This is a genomic window from Microbulbifer discodermiae (genome assembly GCF_040742695.1).
Classification (GTDB): Bacteria; Pseudomonadota; Gammaproteobacteria; order Pseudomonadales; family Cellvibrionaceae; genus Microbulbifer.
The window spans coordinates 15130-34989 of the sequence record NZ_JBFLAB010000008.1 but is presented as its reverse complement, the minus strand read 5'-3'; the positions used below and the strand labels follow the sequence as shown (position 1 = coordinate 34989).

Annotated in this window: 20 protein-coding genes; 12 read left to right on the top strand and 8 right to left on the bottom strand. The window is 63.0% G+C overall.

The features are described 5' to 3' along the window. Window positions 1–26: 26 nt before the first annotated feature. The 3 genes from AB1S50_RS04705 to AB1S50_RS04695 all read left to right on the top strand — a co-directional run bounded on the left by AB1S50_RS04705 (window position 27) and on the right by AB1S50_RS04695 (window position 2756). Entirely contained in the window at window positions 27–1202 is a 1176-nt protein-coding gene (locus AB1S50_RS04705) for an MFS transporter (RefSeq protein WP_367149313.1), read from the top strand. Window positions 1203–1343: 141 nt separating this feature from the next. Then, window positions 1344–1886, top strand: coding sequence for a single-stranded DNA-binding protein (ssb, locus tag AB1S50_RS04700; protein WP_367149389.1), 543 nt, complete (start codon window positions 1344–1346; stop codon window positions 1884–1886). Between the two features lie 15 nt (window positions 1887–1901). Next, entirely contained in the window at window positions 1902–2756 is an 855-nt protein-coding gene (locus tag AB1S50_RS04695) for a sugar nucleotide-binding protein (protein ID WP_367149312.1), read from the top strand. Window positions 2757–2854: 98 nt separating this feature from the next. Here AB1S50_RS04695 and fabB read toward each other — a convergent pair whose 3' ends face one another. Together fabB and fabA are read right to left on the bottom strand one after the other, a co-directional pair. Beyond that, the gene (gene fabB, locus AB1S50_RS04690) at window positions 2855–4078 is read right to left on the bottom strand and encodes a beta-ketoacyl-ACP synthase I (protein WP_367149311.1); all 1224 of its coding nucleotides are present in this window, start codon (window positions 4076–4078) and stop codon (window positions 2855–2857) included. 67 nt (window positions 4079–4145) lie between these two features. Beyond that, window positions 4146–4670 (bottom strand): 3-hydroxyacyl-[acyl-carrier-protein] dehydratase FabA, encoded by a 525-nt coding sequence (gene fabA, locus AB1S50_RS04685; RefSeq protein ID WP_367149310.1) that lies wholly within the window; start codon window positions 4668–4670, stop codon window positions 4146–4148. A 287-nt stretch (window positions 4671–4957) separates the two neighbouring features. On the opposite strand from fabA, the gene galU reads away from it, so the two are divergent. Further along, window positions 4958–5806, top strand: coding sequence for a UTP--glucose-1-phosphate uridylyltransferase GalU (gene galU / locus AB1S50_RS04680; RefSeq protein ID WP_367149309.1), 849 nt, complete (start codon window positions 4958–4960; stop codon window positions 5804–5806). A gap of 22 nt (window positions 5807–5828) precedes the next feature. Next, the gene (locus tag AB1S50_RS04675; protein ID WP_367149308.1) at window positions 5829–7178 is read left to right on the top strand and encodes a phosphohexomutase domain-containing protein; all 1350 of its coding nucleotides are present in this window, start codon (window positions 5829–5831) and stop codon (window positions 7176–7178) included. Between the two features lie 60 nt (window positions 7179–7238). Here the strand turns inward: AB1S50_RS04675 and AB1S50_RS04670 are convergent, their stop codons facing one another. Next, on the bottom strand, window positions 7239–8201 hold the full coding sequence (locus AB1S50_RS04670) for a polyprenyl synthetase family protein (RefSeq protein ID WP_367149307.1): 963 nt from the start codon (window positions 8199–8201) through the stop codon (window positions 7239–7241). A 230-nt stretch (window positions 8202–8431) separates the two neighbouring features. Here AB1S50_RS04670 and rplU point away from each other — a divergent pair, with 230 nt between their 5' ends. The 5 genes from rplU to AB1S50_RS04645 all read left to right on the top strand — a co-directional run bounded on the left by rplU (window position 8432) and on the right by AB1S50_RS04645 (window position 12495). Continuing rightward, window positions 8432–8743 carry a 50S ribosomal protein L21 gene (gene rplU, locus AB1S50_RS04665; protein ID WP_367149306.1) on the top strand — a complete coding sequence of 104 codons (312 nt, stop codon included), beginning with the start codon at window positions 8432–8434 and terminating at the stop codon, window positions 8741–8743. A 17-nt stretch (window positions 8744–8760) separates the two neighbouring features. Then, window positions 8761–9018 carry a 50S ribosomal protein L27 gene (gene rpmA / locus AB1S50_RS04660; RefSeq protein ID WP_367149305.1) on the top strand — a complete coding sequence of 86 codons (258 nt, stop codon included), beginning with the start codon at window positions 8761–8763 and terminating at the stop codon, window positions 9016–9018. 338 nt (window positions 9019–9356) lie between these two features. Beyond that, window positions 9357–10556 (top strand): Obg family GTPase CgtA, encoded by a 1200-nt coding sequence (cgtA, locus tag AB1S50_RS04655; RefSeq protein ID WP_367149304.1) that lies wholly within the window; start codon window positions 9357–9359, stop codon window positions 10554–10556. Between the two features lie 67 nt (window positions 10557–10623). Next, entirely contained in the window at window positions 10624–11748 is a 1125-nt protein-coding gene (proB, locus tag AB1S50_RS04650) for a glutamate 5-kinase (RefSeq protein ID WP_367149303.1), read from the top strand. 141 nt (window positions 11749–11889) lie between these two features. Beyond that, a complete protein-coding gene (locus AB1S50_RS04645; protein WP_367149302.1) occupies window positions 11890–12495 on the top strand; it encodes a DUF899 family protein in 606 nt (201 codons plus the stop codon). A gap of 55 nt (window positions 12496–12550) precedes the next feature. On the opposite strand, the gene rpsT is transcribed toward AB1S50_RS04645, so the two are convergent. The 5 genes from rpsT to AB1S50_RS04620 all read right to left on the bottom strand — a co-directional run bounded on the left by rpsT (window position 12551) and on the right by AB1S50_RS04620 (window position 17011). Next, window positions 12551–12817, bottom strand: a complete 267-nt coding sequence (gene rpsT / locus AB1S50_RS04640; protein WP_367149301.1) for a 30S ribosomal protein S20 — start codon at window positions 12815–12817, stop codon at window positions 12551–12553. A gap of 123 nt (window positions 12818–12940) precedes the next feature. After that, window positions 12941–14971, bottom strand: a complete 2031-nt coding sequence (locus AB1S50_RS04635) for an ATP-binding protein (protein ID WP_367149300.1) — start codon at window positions 14969–14971, stop codon at window positions 12941–12943. Between the two features lie 19 nt (window positions 14972–14990). Beyond that, a complete protein-coding gene (pdsR, locus tag AB1S50_RS04630; protein ID WP_367149299.1) occupies window positions 14991–15683 on the bottom strand; it encodes a proteobacterial dedicated sortase system response regulator in 693 nt (230 codons plus the stop codon). 340 nt (window positions 15684–16023) lie between these two features. Further along, a complete protein-coding gene (locus AB1S50_RS04625) occupies window positions 16024–16710 on the bottom strand; it encodes an OmpA family protein (protein WP_367149298.1) in 687 nt (228 codons plus the stop codon). Between the two features lie 163 nt (window positions 16711–16873). Then, window positions 16874–17011 carry a hypothetical protein gene (locus AB1S50_RS04620; protein ID WP_367149297.1) on the bottom strand — a complete coding sequence of 46 codons (138 nt, stop codon included), beginning with the start codon at window positions 17009–17011 and terminating at the stop codon, window positions 16874–16876. Window positions 17012–17186: 175 nt separating this feature from the next. On the opposite strand from AB1S50_RS04620, the gene murJ reads away from it, so the two are divergent. Continuing rightward, window positions 17187–18794, top strand: coding sequence for a murein biosynthesis integral membrane protein MurJ (murJ, locus tag AB1S50_RS04615; protein WP_367149296.1), 1608 nt, complete (start codon window positions 17187–17189; stop codon window positions 18792–18794). Between the two features lie 77 nt (window positions 18795–18871). Next, window positions 18872–19852 (top strand): bifunctional riboflavin kinase/FAD synthetase, encoded by a 981-nt coding sequence (gene ribF, locus AB1S50_RS04610; protein WP_367149295.1) that lies wholly within the window; start codon window positions 18872–18874, stop codon window positions 19850–19852. The last annotated feature ends 8 nt before the right edge of the window (window positions 19853–19860 follow it).

The following is a 19860-nucleotide window of genomic DNA, read 5'->3' as shown; positions in this document are numbered from 1 at the left end:
CCGGATTAAGCTGTCCCACGCAACTCATGAATTCCACCGAACGTCGCGCCCTCGCCGGTCTGGCCGCCCTGTATGTGTTCCGCATGCTCGGGCTGTTTATGGTGTTGCCGGTACTGTCGGTGTACGGGACCGGCTACCGCCACAGCACTCCGGCGCTGCTGGGGTTGGCCCTGGGGGTCTATGGGCTGAGCCAGGCACTGCTGCAGGTACCGCTGGGAGTGCTGTCCGACCGCTGGGGGCGCAAGCCGGTGATCTACGCCGGCCTGACTCTGTTTGCCGCCGGCAGTTTGCTGGCGGCACAGACGGATTCTGTGTACGGCCTCATTGCCGGGCGGGCGCTGCAGGGCTGTGGTGCCATAGCCGCGGCGACCATGGCGCTGATGGCAGACCTGACCCGGGATGAGAATCGCGGCAAGGCAATGGCGGCTATCGGTGCCGCCATCGGTCTGGCGTTTATGCTGGCAGTAATTCTGGGTCCGCTACTGGCTGGCGCCGGCGGCCTGCAGGCGATTTTCTGGCTGACCGCGGTGCTGGCGCTGCTGGGCATGCTGTTGTTGTGGCGGCTGGTGCCGACCCCGGCCACCAGGCCCCGCCAGCGTGTTTATCGCGGCGACTTTCGCCAGCTGCTGCAAAGCGGTGAGACCTGGCAGCTGGTGAGCGGTGTGTTTTTCTCACACTTGCTGTTGACCGCCCTGTTCGTGCCGCTGCCGCTTGTGGTTGTGGCACAGCTCGGCTTGCCCGGTGCGGAACACTGGAAACTGTATGCCCCGCTGATGCTGGGCTCGTTTGTGGCGATGTTGCCGCTGATGCGCCTGGCGGAGCGCCGCGGCCGCGTGCCCATGGCCATGGGAGTGGCATTAGCGGGACTTGCAGCGGGGAGTCTGGCCCTGGTCACCGGCGGCGCCTGGCTGCTGGTCGCGCTGCTGGTGGTATTTTTCATCTCGTTTAACCTGCTGGAGGCGCTGCTGCCGGCCCAGCTGACACGCGGCGCCCCGGAGCGGGCCAGAGGTGCCGCCTCAGGCCTTTACGCCACACTGCAGTTTTTTGGCGCTTTTGTCGGCGGCAGCCTGGGTGGCTATCTCTATGGCCAGGGCGGCGCAGCGGCGGTCGCACTGCTGGGACTGGTTGTGGTACTACTGTGGGGCTGCCTCTGGTGGTCGCTGCGCCGGGAACCCCAGGCAGGCCCTGGCGCTGGGCAGTGATGCGGCGACTGTTGTATCCTGCTGGATAAAAATACACTGGTTTGCGTTTTGCGCCAGTGGCGCCCTACCGACGGCGCGATCGAACCTTTTAATTTGCACAACGACAATCCCGGCACCGTCCGGGTGATGAAGGAGAGGGCTATGGCCAGGGGTATCAATAAAGTCATTCTGATCGGCAATCTGGGCGGAGACCCGGAGACCCGTTATATGCCCAGTGGTGGCGCTGTCACCAACGTCTCTCTCGCCACTTCCGAGTCCTGGAAGGACAAGCAGAGTGGCCAGCAGCAGGAGCGCACCGAGTGGCACCGGGTGGTGTTTTTCAACCGCCTGGCGGAAATCGCCGGCGAGTACCTGCGCAAAGGCAGCAAGGTCTATGTAGAGGGCTCCCTGCGCACCCGCAAGTGGCAGGACAAGAATACCGGGCAGGACCGCTACTCTACCGAGGTGGTCGCCAGTGAAATGCAGATGCTCGACAGCCGGGGTGGCGAGCAGGGCGGCTACGGCCAGGGTTATGACCAGCAGCCGGGCGACGGCTATTCTCAGGGGGGGCAGCCGGACCCCTATAACCAGGGGCGCAGCTCGGCGCCTACGGCACCATCTGCCAACCAGCCCTCCGGCCAGGCCCCCAAACCGGCTCCTGCGGGCGGCTTCGACAACAGCTTCGACGACGATATTCCCTTTTAAGGTCGATCGGGGACAGTGAGGGACCATCAGGGGCTGCAGTCGGATGCGGTAGATATTATTGGCGCCGGCAACGAGGTCGACAGTACCTTGCAAAAGCGGCTGCAGCGGGCGGGTTTTCGCGTCAAACTATTTTCCCCGGCACAAGTCGACAAGCTGCGCCGGACTTCCCTGGTGATCAATGCCGCCGGCTGTGCCGGGAGCCGGGAGCTGCCTGCGGCACTCGCGGCCTGCCGCTACCTGGCAAACCGCGGTGACCAGGCAATTCTGCATCTCTCTTCCTACCGGGTGTTCCCCGGCCGGGCGCGAAAGCGCTACTACGAAGACGACGAGCCACAACCGAAAAGCGAGGTGGGCACCCAGTGGCTGGCTTGTGAGCAAGCCCTGGGGAGCCACCGGCACAGCACTGTGTTGCGCCTGGGCTGGATGGTGGATCGCAGCGACAGCGCTCTGCTGGGGCGTATTCTGCGCGGCTTGACCAGTCGCCAGTCGGTGTCCTTGGACGACAAGGCGCTGGGCAGCCCGGTAACGCTTTTCGACCTGGGCCGAGTGGTCACTGCAATGGTGCAGCAGCTTGCCAGCGGCGCGCCGACCACCGGTATCTACCATTACGGCGCCGCCGACAGTTGTACGGCGATGGAGTTTGCCCGGGAGGTGGAGGAGCGCGCGCAGTCTTTCTACGAAGAGGGGTTTAGTGCCGGACTCCAGGCCCTGCCGGGAGCGGAAGCCGGAAGCAGTGTGGTATTGGACTGTGGCAGGCTGCGGGATGTCTTCGGAATTCAGCAGCGCAGCTGGCGCCAGGGCCTGACGCGACAGGTGGAGTTATGGCTGGAGCGGCTGGCGGCGGATCACAAAGGTGGGAGTGACACCTAGGGCCAGCTCATTTAGTGTGAACAGGCCCTGACACCGGTTGCGCAAAAAAAACAGACACTCCGCCCGGCGCCGATGCGCCGGAAAGCACAGCTGCCAGCTCAGATCTTGTCGAACACCAGGCTGGCGTTGGTGCCCCCAAAACCGAAGCTGTTTGACAGGGCGCGGTGGATTTTCGTGCTGCGCAGCTCGGTCACCAGGTCCATACCGGCCGCGGCCTCATCCCGGTTTTCCACATTGGCCGAGGCGGCGATGAAATCATTCTGCATCATCAGCAGGCAGTAGATGGCTTCCTGGACCCCCGCCGCACCCAGGGAGTGGCCGGTGAGGGATTTGGTGGAGGCGAATGCCGGTACCTGATCGCCGAAGACTTCGCGCATCGCCCGCAGCTCCGCCACGTCACCGACGGGGGTCGAGGTACCGTGGGTATTGATGTAGTCCACAGGTCCTTCCAGGCCCCTTCCGTCAGCGCCGGCCAGGGCCTGCTGCATACAGCGCACCGCGCCCTCGCCGCTGGGGGCGACCATGTCGTAGCCGTCCGAAGTGGCGCCATAGCCGGTCAATTCGGCGTAGATGGTGGCGCCGCGGGCTTTCGCATGTTCCATCTCCTCCAGCACCAGACAGCCGCCGCCGCCGGCGATGACAAAGCCGTCGCGGTCCGCATCGTAGGGGCGCGATGCCTTCTCCGGCGTGCCGTTATATTTGCTGGACAGGGCACCCATGGCATCAAACAGGTGGGTCAGGCTCCAGGCCAGCTCTTCGCCGCCGCCGGCAAAGACGATGTCCTGCTTGCCCATCTGGATCAGCTCGGCGCCGTTGCCGATACAGTGTGCACTGGTGGCGCAGGCGGAGGAGATACTGTAGTTGACCCCCTTGATCTTGAAGGGGGTGGCGAGACAGGCGGAGACGGTACTGCCCATCACCTGGGGCACCCGGAAGGCGCCGACGCGGCGCACTCCCTTGTCTTTCAGTGTCTGCGCAGCGTCAATGATCGCCGCGGTGGATGTGCCGCCGGAGCCCATGACAATGCCGCTGCGCGGATTGGAAATGTCGCTCTCCTCGAGGCCGGAAGTGCGGATGGCTTCCTGCATGGCGATATAGGCGTAGGCGGCGGAATCCCCCATAAAGCGTAGGTGCTTGCGATCGATATGTTCCTTGAAGTCGATCTCAACCTTGCCGGAGACCTGGCTGCGCAGGCCCAGTTCGCGGTATTCCTCATCGGCTGTGATGCCGCTGCAGCCATTCTTCAGTGAGGCGGTGACCGCCTCCAGATTGGCGCCAATGCAGGATGTGATCCCCATTCCGGTAATAGCAACCCGACGCATACTGGTCTCCGTTTAAGCTTCCTGGCAGTTTACGCTGTTATTGTCCCCGGTTGTATTTGCCACCGGGTTAAAAATTGTCCGTACGGGTGAATAGCCCTACGCGCAGATCCTTGGCCGTATAAATCTCGCGGCCGTCCACAGACACTGAGCCGTCGCCGATTCCCATCACCAGTTTGCGCTCAACCAGGCGGCTCATCTGGATATGGTAGGAGACCTTTTTCGCGGTGGGTAAGATCTGGCCGGTGAACTTCACCTCGCCACAGCCGAGGGCACGGCCGCGGCCCGGGTTGCCTTTCCAGGCGAGAAAATAGCCCAGCAACTGCCACATGGCATCCAGGCCGAGGCAGCCGGGCATCACCGGGTCGCCGGGGAAGTGGCACTCGAAGAACCACAGGTCCGGGTGGATATCCAGTTCGGCGATCAATTCACCCTTGCCGTGGGCGCCGCCATCTTTGGAGATATGGGTGATGCGGTCCAGCATCAGCATATTGGGTGCAGGCAACTGGGCGTTGCCGGGGCCGAACATCTCCCCGCGTGAGCAGGCAAGCAATTCATCACGGCTATAACTGCTTTTCTGAACGAAATTACTCATTTTGTTCCCGTTTCTGGGTGATCACGTCACACTGAGTGGACGTTTTTGTAAGAGCGGGCATTCTAAATAATGGTGGGTCCTTGTCCAGTCGGCCACCTGTCTTTTGCGGTTTGCACGGGCGCTGCTGACTAGATTGCGGGGGTTGGCTGCCGCAAATGCCTACGGTGCCAAAGACGAATTTTCCGCCTATGGGGCCCTTCCCACAGGTGAACAGCGCCGTTATTTTGTGCTAAGTTGCCCGCCCGGCGCGGCAAAGCGTCGGCAGGGATCGTTTGTTGGGGATCAAAATGTTAAAGAAATGCCTGTTTCCGGTCGCCGGCTACGGCACCCGCTTTCTGCCCGCCACCAAGGCCATGCCCAAGGAGATGCTGCCGCTGGTCAACAAACCGCTGGTGCAGTACGGCGTTGAGGAGGCCATCGAGGCGGGGATCAATGAGATTGGCTTCGTGACTGGCCGCGGCAAAAGGGCCATCGAAGATCATTTCGACACCAATTTTGAACTCGAACACCAGATTGCTGGCACCGGCAAGGAGCGCTACCTGGACTCGGTGCGCTATGTCATCGACCGGGCCAGTTTCTCCTACACCCGCCAGGGGGAAATGCGCGGGCTGGGGGACGCCATTTTGCAGGGGCAGCGCCTGGTGGGGGATGAACCCTTTGCCGTAGTGCTGGCCGACGACCTCTGCCTGAACGCGGAACGCGGTGTATTGGCGCAGATGGTACAGCTCTACAAGCAGTTCCGCTGCAGTATTGTCGCTGTCGAAGAGGTGCCGCGGGACCAGATTCACAAATTCGGTGTTATCGCCGGTAATGAGATCAAGCCGGGCCTGTACCAGGTCACCGATATGGTGGAGAAACCGGCCGCGGAAGCGGCGCCGAGCAATATGGCGATCATCGGCCGCTACATTCTGACTCCGGATATCTTTGAGCTGATCCGCGAGACACCGCCGGGTAAAAATGGCGAGGTACAGATCACCGACGCCCTGCTCACTCAGGCGCAGCGGGGCTGTGTGCTGGCCTACCGGTTTGTGGGGCGCCGCTTCGACTGCGGTTCCGTGGACGGCTTTGTCGAGGCTACCAACCACGTCTATGAGCATGTCTATCTGCCGGCTCAGGCAGAGCCGGCAAAGCGATAATCGTGCAAAAAGCGGTTTATAAATGTCAGAGCTGAGCTGCTTCAAAGCCTACGACCTGCGGGGCCGTGTGCCCGATGAGCTGAATGCCGATGTGGCCTATCGGGTCGGGCGGGCCTTTGCCCAGTTTCTCACTGCGCGCCGTGTAGTGGTTGGACACGATATCCGTCTCACCAGCCCGGAATTGACCGAAGCGCTGGTGGAAGGGCTGCGGGATGCCGGTGCCGATGTCTATCACATCGGCGAATGCGGTACCGAGGAGGTCTACTTCGCCACTTTCCACGGCCACTTCGACGGCGGCATCTGTGTCACCGCGAGTCACAATCCGATGGACTACAACGGCATGAAGTTCGTGCGCGCCGGCAGCCGCCCCATCAGTGGTGACAGTGGTCTCGACGAAATCAGGCAGCTGGCCGAACTCAATGCCTTCCCCTCTGTGGAGCGCCGGGGCGAATTGCACCCCTATGCCCACCGCGACGATTTTGTCCGGCACCTGCTGGGCTATGTGGACCGGGCAGCGCTAAAGCCCCTCAAGCTGGTGGTCAACGCCGGCAATGGGGGAGCTGGAGCGGTGGTGGATGCGCTGGCGCCGCAGCTGCCGTTTGAATTTGTACGTGTACACCACGAGGCGGACGGCAGTTTCCCCAACGGTATTCCCAACCCGCTACTGCCGGAAAATCGCGGCTCCACCGCCGAGGCCGTGCGGGCCAGTGGCGCCGATTTCGGTATCGCCTGGGACGGCGACTTCGACCGCTGTTTTTTCTTCGATGAGAAGGGCGCATTTATCGAGGGCTATTACGTGGTCGGCCTGCTGGCCGAAAGTTTCCTGCTCAAACACAGGGGCGCCAGGGTGGTGCACGACCCCCGCCTGACCTGGAATACCGAAGATATAGTGCGCTCTACCGGCGGTGAGCCGGTGCAGAGCAAAACCGGCCACGCCTTTATCAAGGAGCGTATGCGCAGGGAGGACGCCATCTACGGTGGCGAGATGAGCGCCCATCACTACTTCCGCGACTTCGCCTACTGTGACAGCGGCATGATTCCCTGGCTTCTGGTGGCGGAATTGGTCAGCCGTACCGGCAAGTCCCTGTCGGACCTGGTTAGCGAACGCATGGAGGCTTTTCCCTGTTCGGGGGAGATCAATTCCAGGGTGAGCGACGCCGGGGCGCTGTTGCGTGCGGTTGAGGAGAAATACGCGCCTGGGGCGGAAGCCGTGGACCACGTGGATGGACTCAGTGTCGCTTTCCCCCGCTGGCGTTTCAATTTGCGGATGTCCAATACGGAGCCGGTGGTGCGCCTCAATGTCGAGTCCCGGGGGGACAGGGCGCTGATGGAAGCCAAGACCCAGGAGCTGCTGCAGCTGATCCGGGCTTGATACGCGGCCCCATCGAAAAAGCGGTCACAACAGGGCCAGCTCAGTTGGTGTGAACAGACCCTAGACACTGCGCTCCACCGCAAAGCTGGCGAGCTGCTGCAGCGCCGTTTTATGGTCCCCCGGGGGCAGAAAGCCCAGTTGGTTTCTGGCCTGGTCGACCGCGTTGCGGGCCTGCTCCAGGGTGTAATCCAAGGCACCGCAGGCGTCTATGGCCGCAACAATTTCACTGAGTCTGTCGGCACTGCGCCGCTCGATGGCGTCGCGCACCAGCGCGGCCTGCGCGGCGCTGCCCCTGGCCATGGTATAGATAAGGGGCAGGGTTGGCTTGCCCTCCGCCAGGTCATCGCCCACGTTTTTGCCCAGTTCCTCCGGATCGCCGCGGTAGTCGAGGGCGTCGTCCACCAGTTGGAAGGCCAGCCCCAGATGGCGGCCGTATAGCTTCAGCGCATTGCGTTCCTCGGTCGTGCAGCCGGACAGCACTGCCGCAGTTTCGCAGGCCGCCTCAAACAGGGCGCCGGTTTTCTTGTGGATCACGGTGAGATAATTGGCTTCGCTGACCCCGGGATTGCCGGCGTTCACCAGTTGCTGTACCTCGCCTTCGGCGATGGTGTTGGTGGTGTTGGACAGCACCGCCATTATGTCCATGTCGTCCAGCGCCACCATCATCTGGAAGGCCCGGGAATACAGGAAGTCACCCACCAGCACGGCGGGGGCATTGCCCCACTTGGCGTTGGCTGTGAGGCGGCCGCGGCGGCGCTCCGAGACATCCACGACGTCGTCGTGCAGCAGGGTGGCGGTGTGAATGAACTCGATGATGGTGGCCAGGTCGATGTGGCGGTCACCCCGGTAGCCGCAGGCTCTGGCACAGAGCAGTACCAGCAGAGGCCGCAGGCGCTTGCCGCCCGCCTCGACCAGGTAGTGGCCGATATTTTCAACCAGGGGCACGTCGGAGTGCAGCTGCAACAGAATGCGCTGATTGACCGCAGTGAAATCTTCGGCGGCAACCCGGTGAAACGACAACATGCAAAAATTCCTTATACTGCCCGGCAGGCGCGACCCCAGTGGTGGCGGGGCGCTATTGTATCAACCCTGTGAATTGATTAGAATCTGCGCCCCGTTTGGCTGGCTCTCTTTTGCCCAGCAGCGGTGTTAAGGTTAAACAAACGGCGCAAGCTCCCAAAATGCGAGGTAGTGACTTCCCGGTTCCGGGGTCGGCCCGCTGCTTCGTGTCGTCCATTTTGGAGCATAGAGATATGTACGCTGTTATCGAAAGCGGTGGCAAGCAGCACCGTGTGGAAGAGGGCGAGGTGCTTCGCCTGGAAAAGCTGGAAGTGGCCACCGGTGAAACCATCGGCTTTGACAAGGTGCTGATGGTGGTCGACGGCGATAAGGTCAACATCGGTGCCCCGGTGGTAGACGGTGCTAAAGTGACTGCGGAAGTGGTCAGCCACGGCCGCGGCGAGAAGGTGAAAATCATCAAGTTCCGCCGCCGCAAGCACTCCATGAAGCGTCAGGGCCACCGCCAGTGGTTCACTGAGGTGAAAATCACTGGTATCGAGGCATAACAGAGGAGTAACGACTCATGGCACACAAGAAAGCTGGCGGTAGTACGCGCAACGGTCGCGATTCCGAAAGTAAACGCCTGGGCGTGAAGCGCTTTGGCGGCCAGTCTGTCCTGGCAGGCAACATCATCGTGCGTCAGCGCGGTACCAGGTTCCACGCCGGCGTCAACGTTGGCATAGGCCGGGATCACACTCTGTTCGCCACTGCGGACGGTGTAGTGAAGTTCGAGGTCAAGGGCCCCAACAAGCGCAAGTACGTTTCCATCGAAACTGCCTGAGCGGTACTTCGGCCGATGGCAAAGCCCCGCCCTGTGCGGGGCTTTTTCGTTTTATGGCGGCGAGGCGCTGCATGGCTTGTGGGTAGGGATTACACTCCCCGGGACCTGTTCACACTCAGTCATTGTGAGCAGGTCCTAGCAGGCTGTTGAAATTCGAAGAATTTCGACGCCTGCTACCGGAATATGGATGTTCCGGCAAAATCGGCGACGCCTAAGTCGTTGATTTTGAGAGAAAAGTGAAAATCACATTTTTCGCTTTTCGTGTTTTGAAACAGGCAGGATGCCTTTTTCAACAACCTGCTAGAAACAGCGCAGCCGCTCGGGCTGGTGGAGAGAAGATGAAATTTGTCGACGAGGCGCCCATTCATGTGCAGGCGGGTAAAGGCGGCAACGGCTGCCTGAGCTTTCGCCGGGAGAAGTTCGTCGAGAAGGGCGGCCCCGACGGTGGTGATGGCGGCGACGGTGGATCCGTGTATCTGGTTGCCGACGATGCACTCAACACCCTGGTGGACTACCGCTATCAGCCCCGCTACAGCGCCGCCAGTGGCGAGCCGGGCCGGGGGCGCAACTGCACCGGTGCCAAGGGCGAGGACCTGGAGCTGAAGGTGCCGGTGGGCACGACGGTGATCGACGTTGATACCGGCGAGACCATCGGTGACATCACCGGGCATGGCCAGCGCCTGCTGGTGGCGCAGGGCGGTTTCCACGGTTTGGGCAACACCCGTTTCAAATCCAGCACCAACCGGGCGCCGCGACAGACCTCCAATGGCACGCCGGGTGAGGAGCGCCAGCTGAAGCTGGAGTTGAAAGTGCTGGCGGATGTGGGCCTGTTGGGGCTTCCCAATGCCGGTAAGTCCACGTTCATTCGCGCCGTATCCGCCGCCAAGCCCAAGGTCGCAAACTACCCGTTTACCACTCTGGTGCCGAACCTGGGGGTGGTGCAGGTTGAGCGGTACCGCAGTTTTGTGATTGCGGATATTCCCGGCCTGATCGAGGGTGCGGCGGAGGGCGCGGGTCTCGGTATTCGTTTTCTCAAGCATCTGACGCGCTGCCGCGTGCTGCTGCACCTGGTGGACCTGGCGCCCTTTGATGGTTCCGATCCGGTCGAGAACGCCCGGGGCATAGAGCGCGAACTGGAATCTTTCAGTCCCACCCTGGCCGGGCGCGAACGCTGGCTGGTGCTGAATAAGACGGACCTGGTGCCCGCCGCCGAACTGGATGCCCGCTGCAATGCCATAGTTGAATCCCTGGACTGGCATGGACCGGTGTTTCGTGTCGCCGCCATCCGCAAGGAGGGCACCGATGCACTGGCCGGAGCGCTGATGGACTATTTGGAGGGGCGCAGGGATGCGGAAGAGGCAGATCCCGACCTGGCCGCTGCGGAACTGGAGTCCCAGCGCCTGATGCAGCGGGAGGCGCGGGAGCGCATCGAGCAGCTGCGTCGGGAACAGCGGGTCAGGCGCAAGGCCACCCGGGCGGAGGGGGATGACGAGGACTGGAGCGACGACGGTGATGTCGACGTAGAATATCGCCAATAATCAATGACTCCGGGTCGCGGCCCGGTTGGTTACATCCCCGCTAACCCGGGCCCAATGGAGGGAGTGAGTGCAAGTTCGGCAACAGCTGGCCGCCAGCCGGCGCTGGGTGATCAAGATCGGCAGCGCGCTGCTGACCGACAATGGCCGCGGTGTAGACCACCAGGCGATTCTGAACTGGGCAGCGCAGATCGCGGCGCTCTGCAGTGGTGGCGCGGAGGTGCTGCTGGTTTCATCCGGGGCGGTGGCCGCCGGTATGGACCGGCTCGGCTGGCGCCGGCGGCCCGAATCCATCCACCGATTGCAGGCCGCCGCAGCGGTGGGTCAGAGCCATCTGGTGCAGCTTTACGAGCAGGCGTTCGGCCGCTTTGAGCGCAGCACAGCGCAGATACTGCTGGACCACGACGATCTCTCCAATCGCACCCGCTATCTCAATGCCCGCAGTACCCTGCGCACTCTGCTGTCGCTGGGGGTGGTGCCGGTTATCAACGAAAATGACACTGTGGTCACCGACGAGATTCGCTTTGGTGACAATGACACCCTGGCGGCCCTGGTGGCCAACCTGGTGGAGGCGGACGCACTGCTGATTTTGACCGATGCGGAGGGGCTCTTCAGCCGGGACCCGCGCGATGACCCCAGTGCCGAACTGATCCCCGAGGGCTCCGCCGCCGACCCGGCGCTGATGGCGGTGGCGGGGGGCTCACGCAGCGGTCTCGGGCGCGGCGGCATGGCCACCAAGGTGCGGGCGGCGCAATTGGCTGCGCGCTCCGGCGCCTGCACGGTGATTGCCGGAGGTGCCGGCGCAGAGGTTATAACCCGTATCTGCGCCGGCGAGCCGCTGGGTACTCTACTGCTGCCCGAGGCAGACCCGCTTACGGCGCGCAAACGCTGGCTCGCAGGGCAGTTGCAGGTGCGCGGCCGGCTGCTGCTGGACGCCGGTGCCGAAGCGGCGCTGCGGGTCGGTGGCCGCAGTCTGCTGCCGGTGGGCGTCAGTGCAGTGGAGGGCCGCTTCCAGCGCGGCGACCTGGTCGCCTGCTGCAGTGCCGACGGCAGCGAGATAGCCCGCGGGCTGGTGAACTACGACAGCAGCGAAACCGCCCGTATCATGGGGAAGCCGTCAGAGCGGTTTGCCGAATTGCTGGGTTACCGCGACGATGACGAGTTGATTCACCGGGACAATCTGATATTGCTTTGATCGCTCCGCTACGCGGGCCAGGTCCATAATATCCTTTCCTTATGTGTAAAAAGGCGCCTAAAGATGTCTGCGCCGGTGCGGCCCGGCCCTATTCCCGGTTAGGCTGTGGGTTCGTTTGGCTGACGGCATCGGGAGGCCCGCATGAGCACACTGGAAGAAATCCAACAGGTGGAACGGCAGCTGGGGGAGCTGCAGAAAAAGCTGGTGGCCTTGCGGCGCGACTATCGGGGTGCGGCAGTGCCGGATTACACCTTCACCACCCTGGGCGGTCAGGTGACACTGCGCGATCTCTTCGCCGGCCGTGACAAGCTGTTGCTGATCCACAATATGGGGCAGGGCTGTCGCTACTGCACTCTGTGGGCGGACGGTTTCAACGGCCTGGTGCCACACCTGGAGTCGGTAGTGTCGCTGGCCCTGGTGTCCAAAGACCCCCCGGAGCTTCAGCGCTGTTTCGCCAGTGGCCGCGGGTGGCGGTTCCGGCTCGCCTCCCACGGTGGCGGCACCTACCTGAGGGAGCAGTCGGTGTCCGCCGGAGCCGACAATATGCCCGGTGCCGTGCTGTACGAGCGCGAAGGGGACAGGGTTTACCGTAAAAACAGCTGTGTCTTCGGTCCCGGCGATATTTACTGCGCCATGTGGAGTCTGTTGGGTCTCGCCGGCCTGGGCGAGCAGGACTGGACGCCGCAGTTCAGCTATTGGCAGCGTCCCCGGCAGCTGGAGGATGGGGGTGAGAACCTGATCGAATAGGTCCCAATAAAAAACCCCGCCGGAGCGGGGTTTTTTATCCGCCTGTGCAACGGGATTAAGCGGCCAGAGCCTTGATCTGTGCGTTCAGGCGGCTCTTGTGACGGGCGGACTTGTTCTTGTGAATAATGCCCTTGTCGGCCATACGGTCGATGACCGGCACCGCTTCTGCATAAGCGGTCTTGGCTTTTTCCACGTCACCTGCATCGATGGCCGCAACTACCTTCTTGATGTAGGTGCGCACCATGGAGCGCAGGCTGGCATTGTGCTTGCGGCGCTTGTCGTTCTGGCGCGCGCGTTTCTTCGCTTGAGGTGAATTGGCCACCGGTTGCTCCTGTTGGAATCTGTAAATCGCTGTCACTGACGGGCCATGGCCCGATCGGGACGCGACATTATCCCCAGCATCGCTTGTTTGTCAACTGCGCCGGGCCCCGGCTGATACCGGGCATCAATCCACCGGCAGGAAAAGGGTAAACACCACACCGCTGCCGTCCTCGCGGTTCTGGGCCTGTAGGCGGCCCTGGTGAAACTCTGCGATCAGCCGCGCTATATGCAGTCCCAGGCCCAGGTGCCCCTCTCTGCCACCGCCGCTGCGCACCGATACCAATGAGTCGAACAGCTTTTGGTCGTAGCCCGCCGGCAGCGGCGGACCCTCGTTGTCCACCGATATGGCGTAGTCGGCCCGCTCGCTGGCGACAGTGAGCCGGATTTCGCTGTTTGCGGGGGCGAAACTACAGGCATTGTCCACCAGTTTGTCCAGCAGTTGCGCCAGCAGCTCCGGTGCGCCGTAGTAATGCAGGTTTCCCGGCGGCCGTGTGAGGCTGAAGCGGTGGCTGGGTTTGGCGTCCCGATAGCTATGGCTGAGCACATCGAGCAGGTCTCCCAGGTCGAACTCCTCCCGTTCCGCCTGCTGGATGCTCGCCTCCAGGTTGCTGGCGGCGGCCAGACTGTTGAGAATTCCCGACAGGCGTTCACCGCCCTCCATGGCGCGCTGGGCATAGCGGCGGCCAGGCTCGTCCAGCTCCCCGGCGTGCAGGTTGTCCAGCGACGAGCGCACCACCGCCAGCGGTGTGCGCAGCTCGTGGGACAGCTTGCCGGCCAGGGTGCGCAAATACTGGTGGTAGTGATCCAGCTCCGCCAGCAGCTTGGCAAAGGCGCGATTCAGGGCTCCCAGTTCATCGTTCAGTCGCGCGGGGGGAAAGTTGCCGCGCAGTTTGCCGCTGGCGTCCACCGCATTGCCCGCGGCCCGGTGCAGGCGCCGGATCCGCCAGGACAGCCAGTTTGCATAGCCAAGCAATATCAGCAGCGCCGCCCCCGCGGTGGCGCAGGTGATCAGCCACAGCTGCCGCGCCGCCGAGTCGGTCAGGGACTGCATGGCCGCGCCCGACTGCATGGCGATTACCCGCCCCAGCAGAGGTCTCTCCACGATATCGTCCGCGCGGGTGATCACCGGCACGCTGGCCGCGCCTACGCGCTCGGCACTGTCGTCGGCAAACCACTGGCTTGTTGTGGTTCGGTTTAGGCTCAGTGCCTCAGGCAGTGCCCCGGCCGGCAGCCGCTGCAGCGGCTCACGGGCCAGGAGACTGCGGGTGATCCACCGGCGCAGCCAGTGCTGGTTCTGGGATGGCTCCGGGCCCGGGTCGAGACTGCCGCTGCTGGCGAGGAGAAAGCCTTCCCGGTCCACAACCGCCAGGCGCAGGTGCGGGCGGGCAAAGTGGCGGATTTCAGCCTCGAGTTGCGGCAGCGGCTCCACCAGCCTGCCGGGCACGCCGTCCGCCGGCAGGGTGGATGCGATCCTCGCCGGGAGGCCTCCATCGCTGTTGTGGCGGTCGAGGGCAGTGATCGCAAGTTCCCCGGCGGTGAGTGCATAGGGGATGGCCAGCTCCAGTTGATAGCCGTCGGGGCCCGAGGTCCAGCGCCCGCGCAGGCGCAGTTCGCGCTGATAGTCCCCCCGGCGCGGCCTGTGCCGCAGGGCGCGGACAGGTCCCTGGCTGGCCACCGGCAGCAGGTAGCGCTGGCCGTCCATACTCAGTTCCACTGTATCGCCGCTTGCTGGAAGGCCGGTGCGGGGGTCGTGATAGCGATGGGTCTCGTCCGCCACGGTCAGCAACAGGTATACCTGCTCACCGGACCGTCCGAGGGTTACCTGGGCACTGGCGGTGCCGTCGGTCGCGGTGATGGGTTGCGGCGGCAGGCCCCAGGAGCGCCATTCGTCACCGTAGCCATCCAGCCTTGGAGAGTGTGGCAATGGGTGCAGATAGAGCTGGGCGCCATCGGGCCGTCCCAATCGCCCGGAGTCCGGGGCGATCAGTTGAGGGGCGCTGGCCAGCCGCGCCGCCACCGCGTTTGCGGTTGCCTTCAGCGCCTGCATCTGCCCCGCCGCCAGGGCGTCGTCCACCTGGCGCAGATACTGGCAGCCGGCCCAGGGCAGGGCCAGGGCGGCGAGGCTGACGAGGGTCAGTTGGCGGCGCAGCTTCACGGTGGCGGGCTCCCACAGGTCATGGGGACTGCCAGCGGTACCCCATGCCGTAAGCGGTACTTATGGCATCGAATTCGCTGTCGAGCGCCTGGAACTTGCGCCGGATACGCTTGATGTGGGAGGTAATGGTGTTGTCGTCCAGGACCACGCGCGCAGCCTCCATCAGCTGGCTGCGGGATTTCACGTGTCCGGGCCGCCTGGCCAGTGCGTGGACTATCCAGAACTCGGTGACGGTGAGGTCTACCGGCGCTCCCTTCCAGAGGCACAGCAGCCGTGAGATATCCAGCGCCAGCCCGCCCTGGGACAGGGTTTCGCTTGCCTCGCTGCCATCCCTTAGTGTCGTCACACGGCGCAGCAGAGCGTTGATGCGCGCCTGCATATGGGGGAGGGAGATATCCTTGGTGAGATAGTCGTCGGCTCCCAGGCGCAGGCCGGAAATGATATCCAGTTCCGAGTCGCGCGCGGTGAGGAAGAGGATTGGCAGACCGGGTGCCATGGCGCGCAGTTCCCGGCAGAGTTCAAAGCCGCCTTCAATCTCCGCGCCGAGGCCTACGTCGATGATCGCCAGGTCCGGCAGCCGCCGGTGGAAGGCTTCCAGCGCTTCCGGACGGGAGGTGTAGAGGTTGACTGCGTAGCCGCTGCGGCGCAGGGCGTCGCGGTAATTCTCGGCGATGGCAACTTCGTCTTCGACTATGGCTATGGTGGCGGTCATGGTGCTCGGGGGAAGGCCTGTGGCTGGCGGAATCTGCGGTTGACACATGATGCCGCAAATTCGTCCAAATCCAAACTCTAACAGGTTGTTGAAAAAGGCATCCTGCCTGTTTCAAAACACGAAAAGCGAAAAATGTGATTTTCACTTTTCTCCCAAAATCAACGAGTTAGGCGTCGTCGATTTTGCCGGAACATCCATATTCCGGTACCAGGCGTCGAAATTCTTCGAATTTCAACAGCCTGCTAGGGCGCACAGGGGCGCCCGGTGGAGGAGGGCAGGTGCGGGCATTTGCCGCTGACCCGGGTCGAGAGAAGCCCCGCAGGGCCCTCTCAACAACCCGCTAGAGGTTGCCGGCGACGCTGTCCGGCAGGTGAAACAGCAGGTCCACCCGGCGCTCCATGGCGTAGGCGTCCAGGTCGCCGCGATGCGCGGTCGAGTAGGTGGCGCCCAGGGCATTGCGGCTGATCCGCGTGGAATCTACACCATTTGCCTCCAGCGCTCTCTGCACGCTCAGGGCGCGCTGGTCCGACAGCACATTGTTGTAGCCGTCACTGCCGCGGGGATCGGCGCGCCCCTCCAGCTTCACGTGCAGCTGCTGGTGGCGCTTGAGAAAGTCCGCCAGGGCGCTCAACTGACGCAACTGGACTTCCTGCAGCTGATCGTCGCCGGTGGTGAAGAGTATCTGGAATTGGAGGGAATCAACCGCCATTTGGCTGGCGTCGCTGGCCGACAGCCGCGCTGCGTCCAATTGTTGGGCCAGGTCGCTTAATTCATTGTGGCTCTCTGCCAATAGTGATGCCAGCATGTTTGCCTCTTCAGCCTCTCTTATCTGTTCGCCGAGCCAGACTCCACCGAGGGCGCCGGCGACGAAGCCGATCGGACCACCCACGGCTGCCCCTGCGACAGCGGCGCCGGTAAATACAGTGGCCTGCTTGGCCGGGGTGAATTTCGATCCCTGGAATTCTTCAGCCTGGGCACCAGTGGTGACAACGGAACCCAGGGCTATAGCCATCAATACTTTTTTCATCTTTGTTCTCCTTGCGAATCGGTTTGCTCGGGTGGGCCCTGTCCCAGCGGCCCGGTCGAGTCTTATTTAACGCGCGCAAGAAGGCGCTGACATGGCGTCAGCAGGGCAGATTCCGGGACAATTGTGGTGAAATATGGCACTGCCCCGAGGTTCTGCCGAAAACCTATCGCCGGCGGTGGTAGCGGCGATCGCCGGGGGTCTCTATCCGCACCCGCACACGTTGCGGCCGCGGGCCCATGGCTACGGCGATGTACAGCACTGCGGCCAACGCCAGAGCGATAAACAAAGCGTTGATGGTCATCCTTATCTCCCGAACGCCGACAATCCGTTGTGGCGCGCCACTAGCTCTCTCAGAGTATAGTTTCCCCGCCGGGCGCCAGTAGTGTGAACGCGGCGCCGATCGCGGTCCGAGGGATGGCGAAATTGCGTTAGACTTGCCGGCCATCACATTTTCCACTCTGTGCAGGAGCCCGGTTTTGCCTCAACCCGCCGCCAGCAAAGATCTTTCGCCGGAAAAATCCACCAGTGGGCTGTTGCGCGGCAGCTCTGTCGTGAGTGGCGCCACGTTGCTTTCGCGGGTGATGGGGCTGGCGCGGGACATAGTGTTCGCCCGATTTGCCGGTGCCGGTGCCGCTGCCGATGCCTTTTTTGTCGCTTTCAAAATCCCCAATTTTTTCCGCCGCCTGTTCGCCGAGGGGGCTTTCGCACAGGCTTTTGTGCCGGTGCTGGCGGAGTACCGGCAGCAGGGGGGTATTGCCGCTGCGCGGGCACTCAACGACCGTGTCGCCGGGTCGCTCGGTGGCACCCTGCTGCTGGTCACTTTATTTGGTGTGGTGTGCGCCCCTCTGGTGGCGGGTATTTTTGCATTCGGCTGGTGGTGGGACGGCGCTGAGCGGGAAAAGTTCGCCCTGGCCACCGATATGCTGCGAATTACCTTTCCCTATTTGATGCTGATCTCCCTGACCGGATTTGCCGGGGCGGTTCTCAACAGCTTCGACCGCTTCGCAGTGCCAGCGCTGACACCGGTACTGCTGAACCTGGTACTGATCGCCGCCGCGGTATTGGCAACCGGCTGGTTCGAGCCACCCATTATGGGTCTGGCCTGGGGCGTGCTGGTGGCTGGTGTGGTGCAGCTGTTGTTCCAGGTGCCTTTCCTGATCCGCGCCGGGCTGCTGCCGCGCCCCCGCTGGGACTGGAGCCACCCGGGAGTGCGCAAGATTCTGCGGCTGATGGGTCCGGCCATCTTTGGGGTGTCTGTCACCCAGATCAGCCTGGTGCTGGATACGGTGCTGGCCTCCTTCCTACCCACCGGCAGCATCTCCTGGCTCTACTTTTCCGACCGGCTCACGGAGCTGCCGCTGGGGGTCTTTGGTGTGGCGGTGGCGACGGTGATATTGCCGAGCCTCTCCCGGCAGCATATGGCGGGTGACCCACAGCGCTTCCGCCACACCCTGGACTGGGCCCTGCGCTGTGTGACCCTGATTTCGCTGCCGGCGGCGGTCGCGCTGGTGGTACTGGCGGAGCCGCTGCTGACCACTCTGTTTCAGTACGGTCGCATGACACCCTGGGATATGCAGATGGCGGCCTGGTCCCTGCGGGCCTATGCCCTGGGATTGCTGGCCTTTATGTTGATCAAGGTTCTGGCTCCCGGCTACTTCGCGCGTCAGGATACCTATACGCCGGTGCGATTCGGCTTGATTGCCATCTCCGTCAAGATGGTGCTCAGCCTCGCCTTTGTCATTCCCCTGAACCACTATTTCCGGCTCGGCCATATGGGGCTGGCGCTGGCGACTGCGGCCCAGGCCGCAGTCAATGCCTGGTTACTTTACCGGGGGCTGCGGCGGGACGACGTCTTTCGGCCCGAAGCCGGCTGGATTGGTTTTCTGGTGCGGTTGCTGTTGGCCAATCTGGCGATGGTGGCGCTGCTGGCGCTGTTTCTGTACCTGTGGCCACAGTGGTCCGAGTGGACCTGGTGGCAGCGATGCTGGCGCATGGGGGTGATGGTGGTCGCGGGCGGCGCCTGTTACCTGGCCACCCTGTGGGTCTGCGGCATGCGCGCACGCCACTTCCGCCCCGCCAGCTGAGTGGCCGGGACCTGGCGCATGGCTGATGGGGGCGGCGGATTCGGGTATACTGCGGCGCTTGTTTTTGTGAGGATGGGATGACCAGGGTGGCCTCCGCGCGCGAATTGATTTGCGGTTTGCACAATCTGCGCCCCCGCCATCGCGGCTGTGTGGCCACGATAGGCTCCTTCGATGGTGTTCACCGCGGCCACCAGGCGATTATCGAACAATTGCGCCGGCGCGCCCGCGAGTATCAGGTGCCGGCGGTGGCGATCATCTTTGAGCCGCAGCCACACGAATTTTTTTCCGCGGCAAAGGCGCCGGCGCGTCTGATGCGCTTCAAGGAAAAGGTACTGGCGTTATTTGACGCCGGCGTGGACCGGGTTTTGTGCCTGCAGTTCAACAAAACCCTGCGCAGCCTCAGCGGCGAGGCGTTTATCCGGCGAATACTGGTGGATGGCCTGCAAATCAGGCATCTGGTGGTGGGGGATGATTTCCGCTTCGGTTGTGACCGCGGGGGGGATTATGGCCTGTTGCAACGACTGGGGGCCGAGGCCGGTTTTTCCGTTGAGGATACCGCCACGGTGGAAATCCGGGGTGCCAGGGTGAGCAGCACCCGAATCCGCGCGGCGCTGGAGCGGGGGGATTTCGAGCTGGCCCGGGCACTGCTTGGCAGGCCCTACCGGATCACCGGGCGGGTGGCGCCCGGACGCACTCTGGGCAGGCAGTTAGGTGCACCCACCGCAAACCTGCGCCTGCGCCGCTTCCGCTCACCCCTGGTGGGTGTGTACACAGTGCGGGTAAGCGCCACCGATGGCAGCGGACTGGCACCGGACTGCGCCAGTATCAATGGCGTGGCCAACCTGGGCTTTCGGCCGACAGTGGAAGGCGAAGGGGCCCGGCCGCTGCTGGAAGTGAACCTGTTCGATTTTGACGGCGACCTATACGGGCGCGAACTGGCGGTGGATTTCTGCCACAAGCTGCGGGACGAGGTTAAGTTCGACTCCCTGGATGCGCTCAAAGTGCAGATTGCCCGGGATATCCGTGACGCACAGAACTGGTTTTTGCAGCGCGGCTAAAAGAGTCC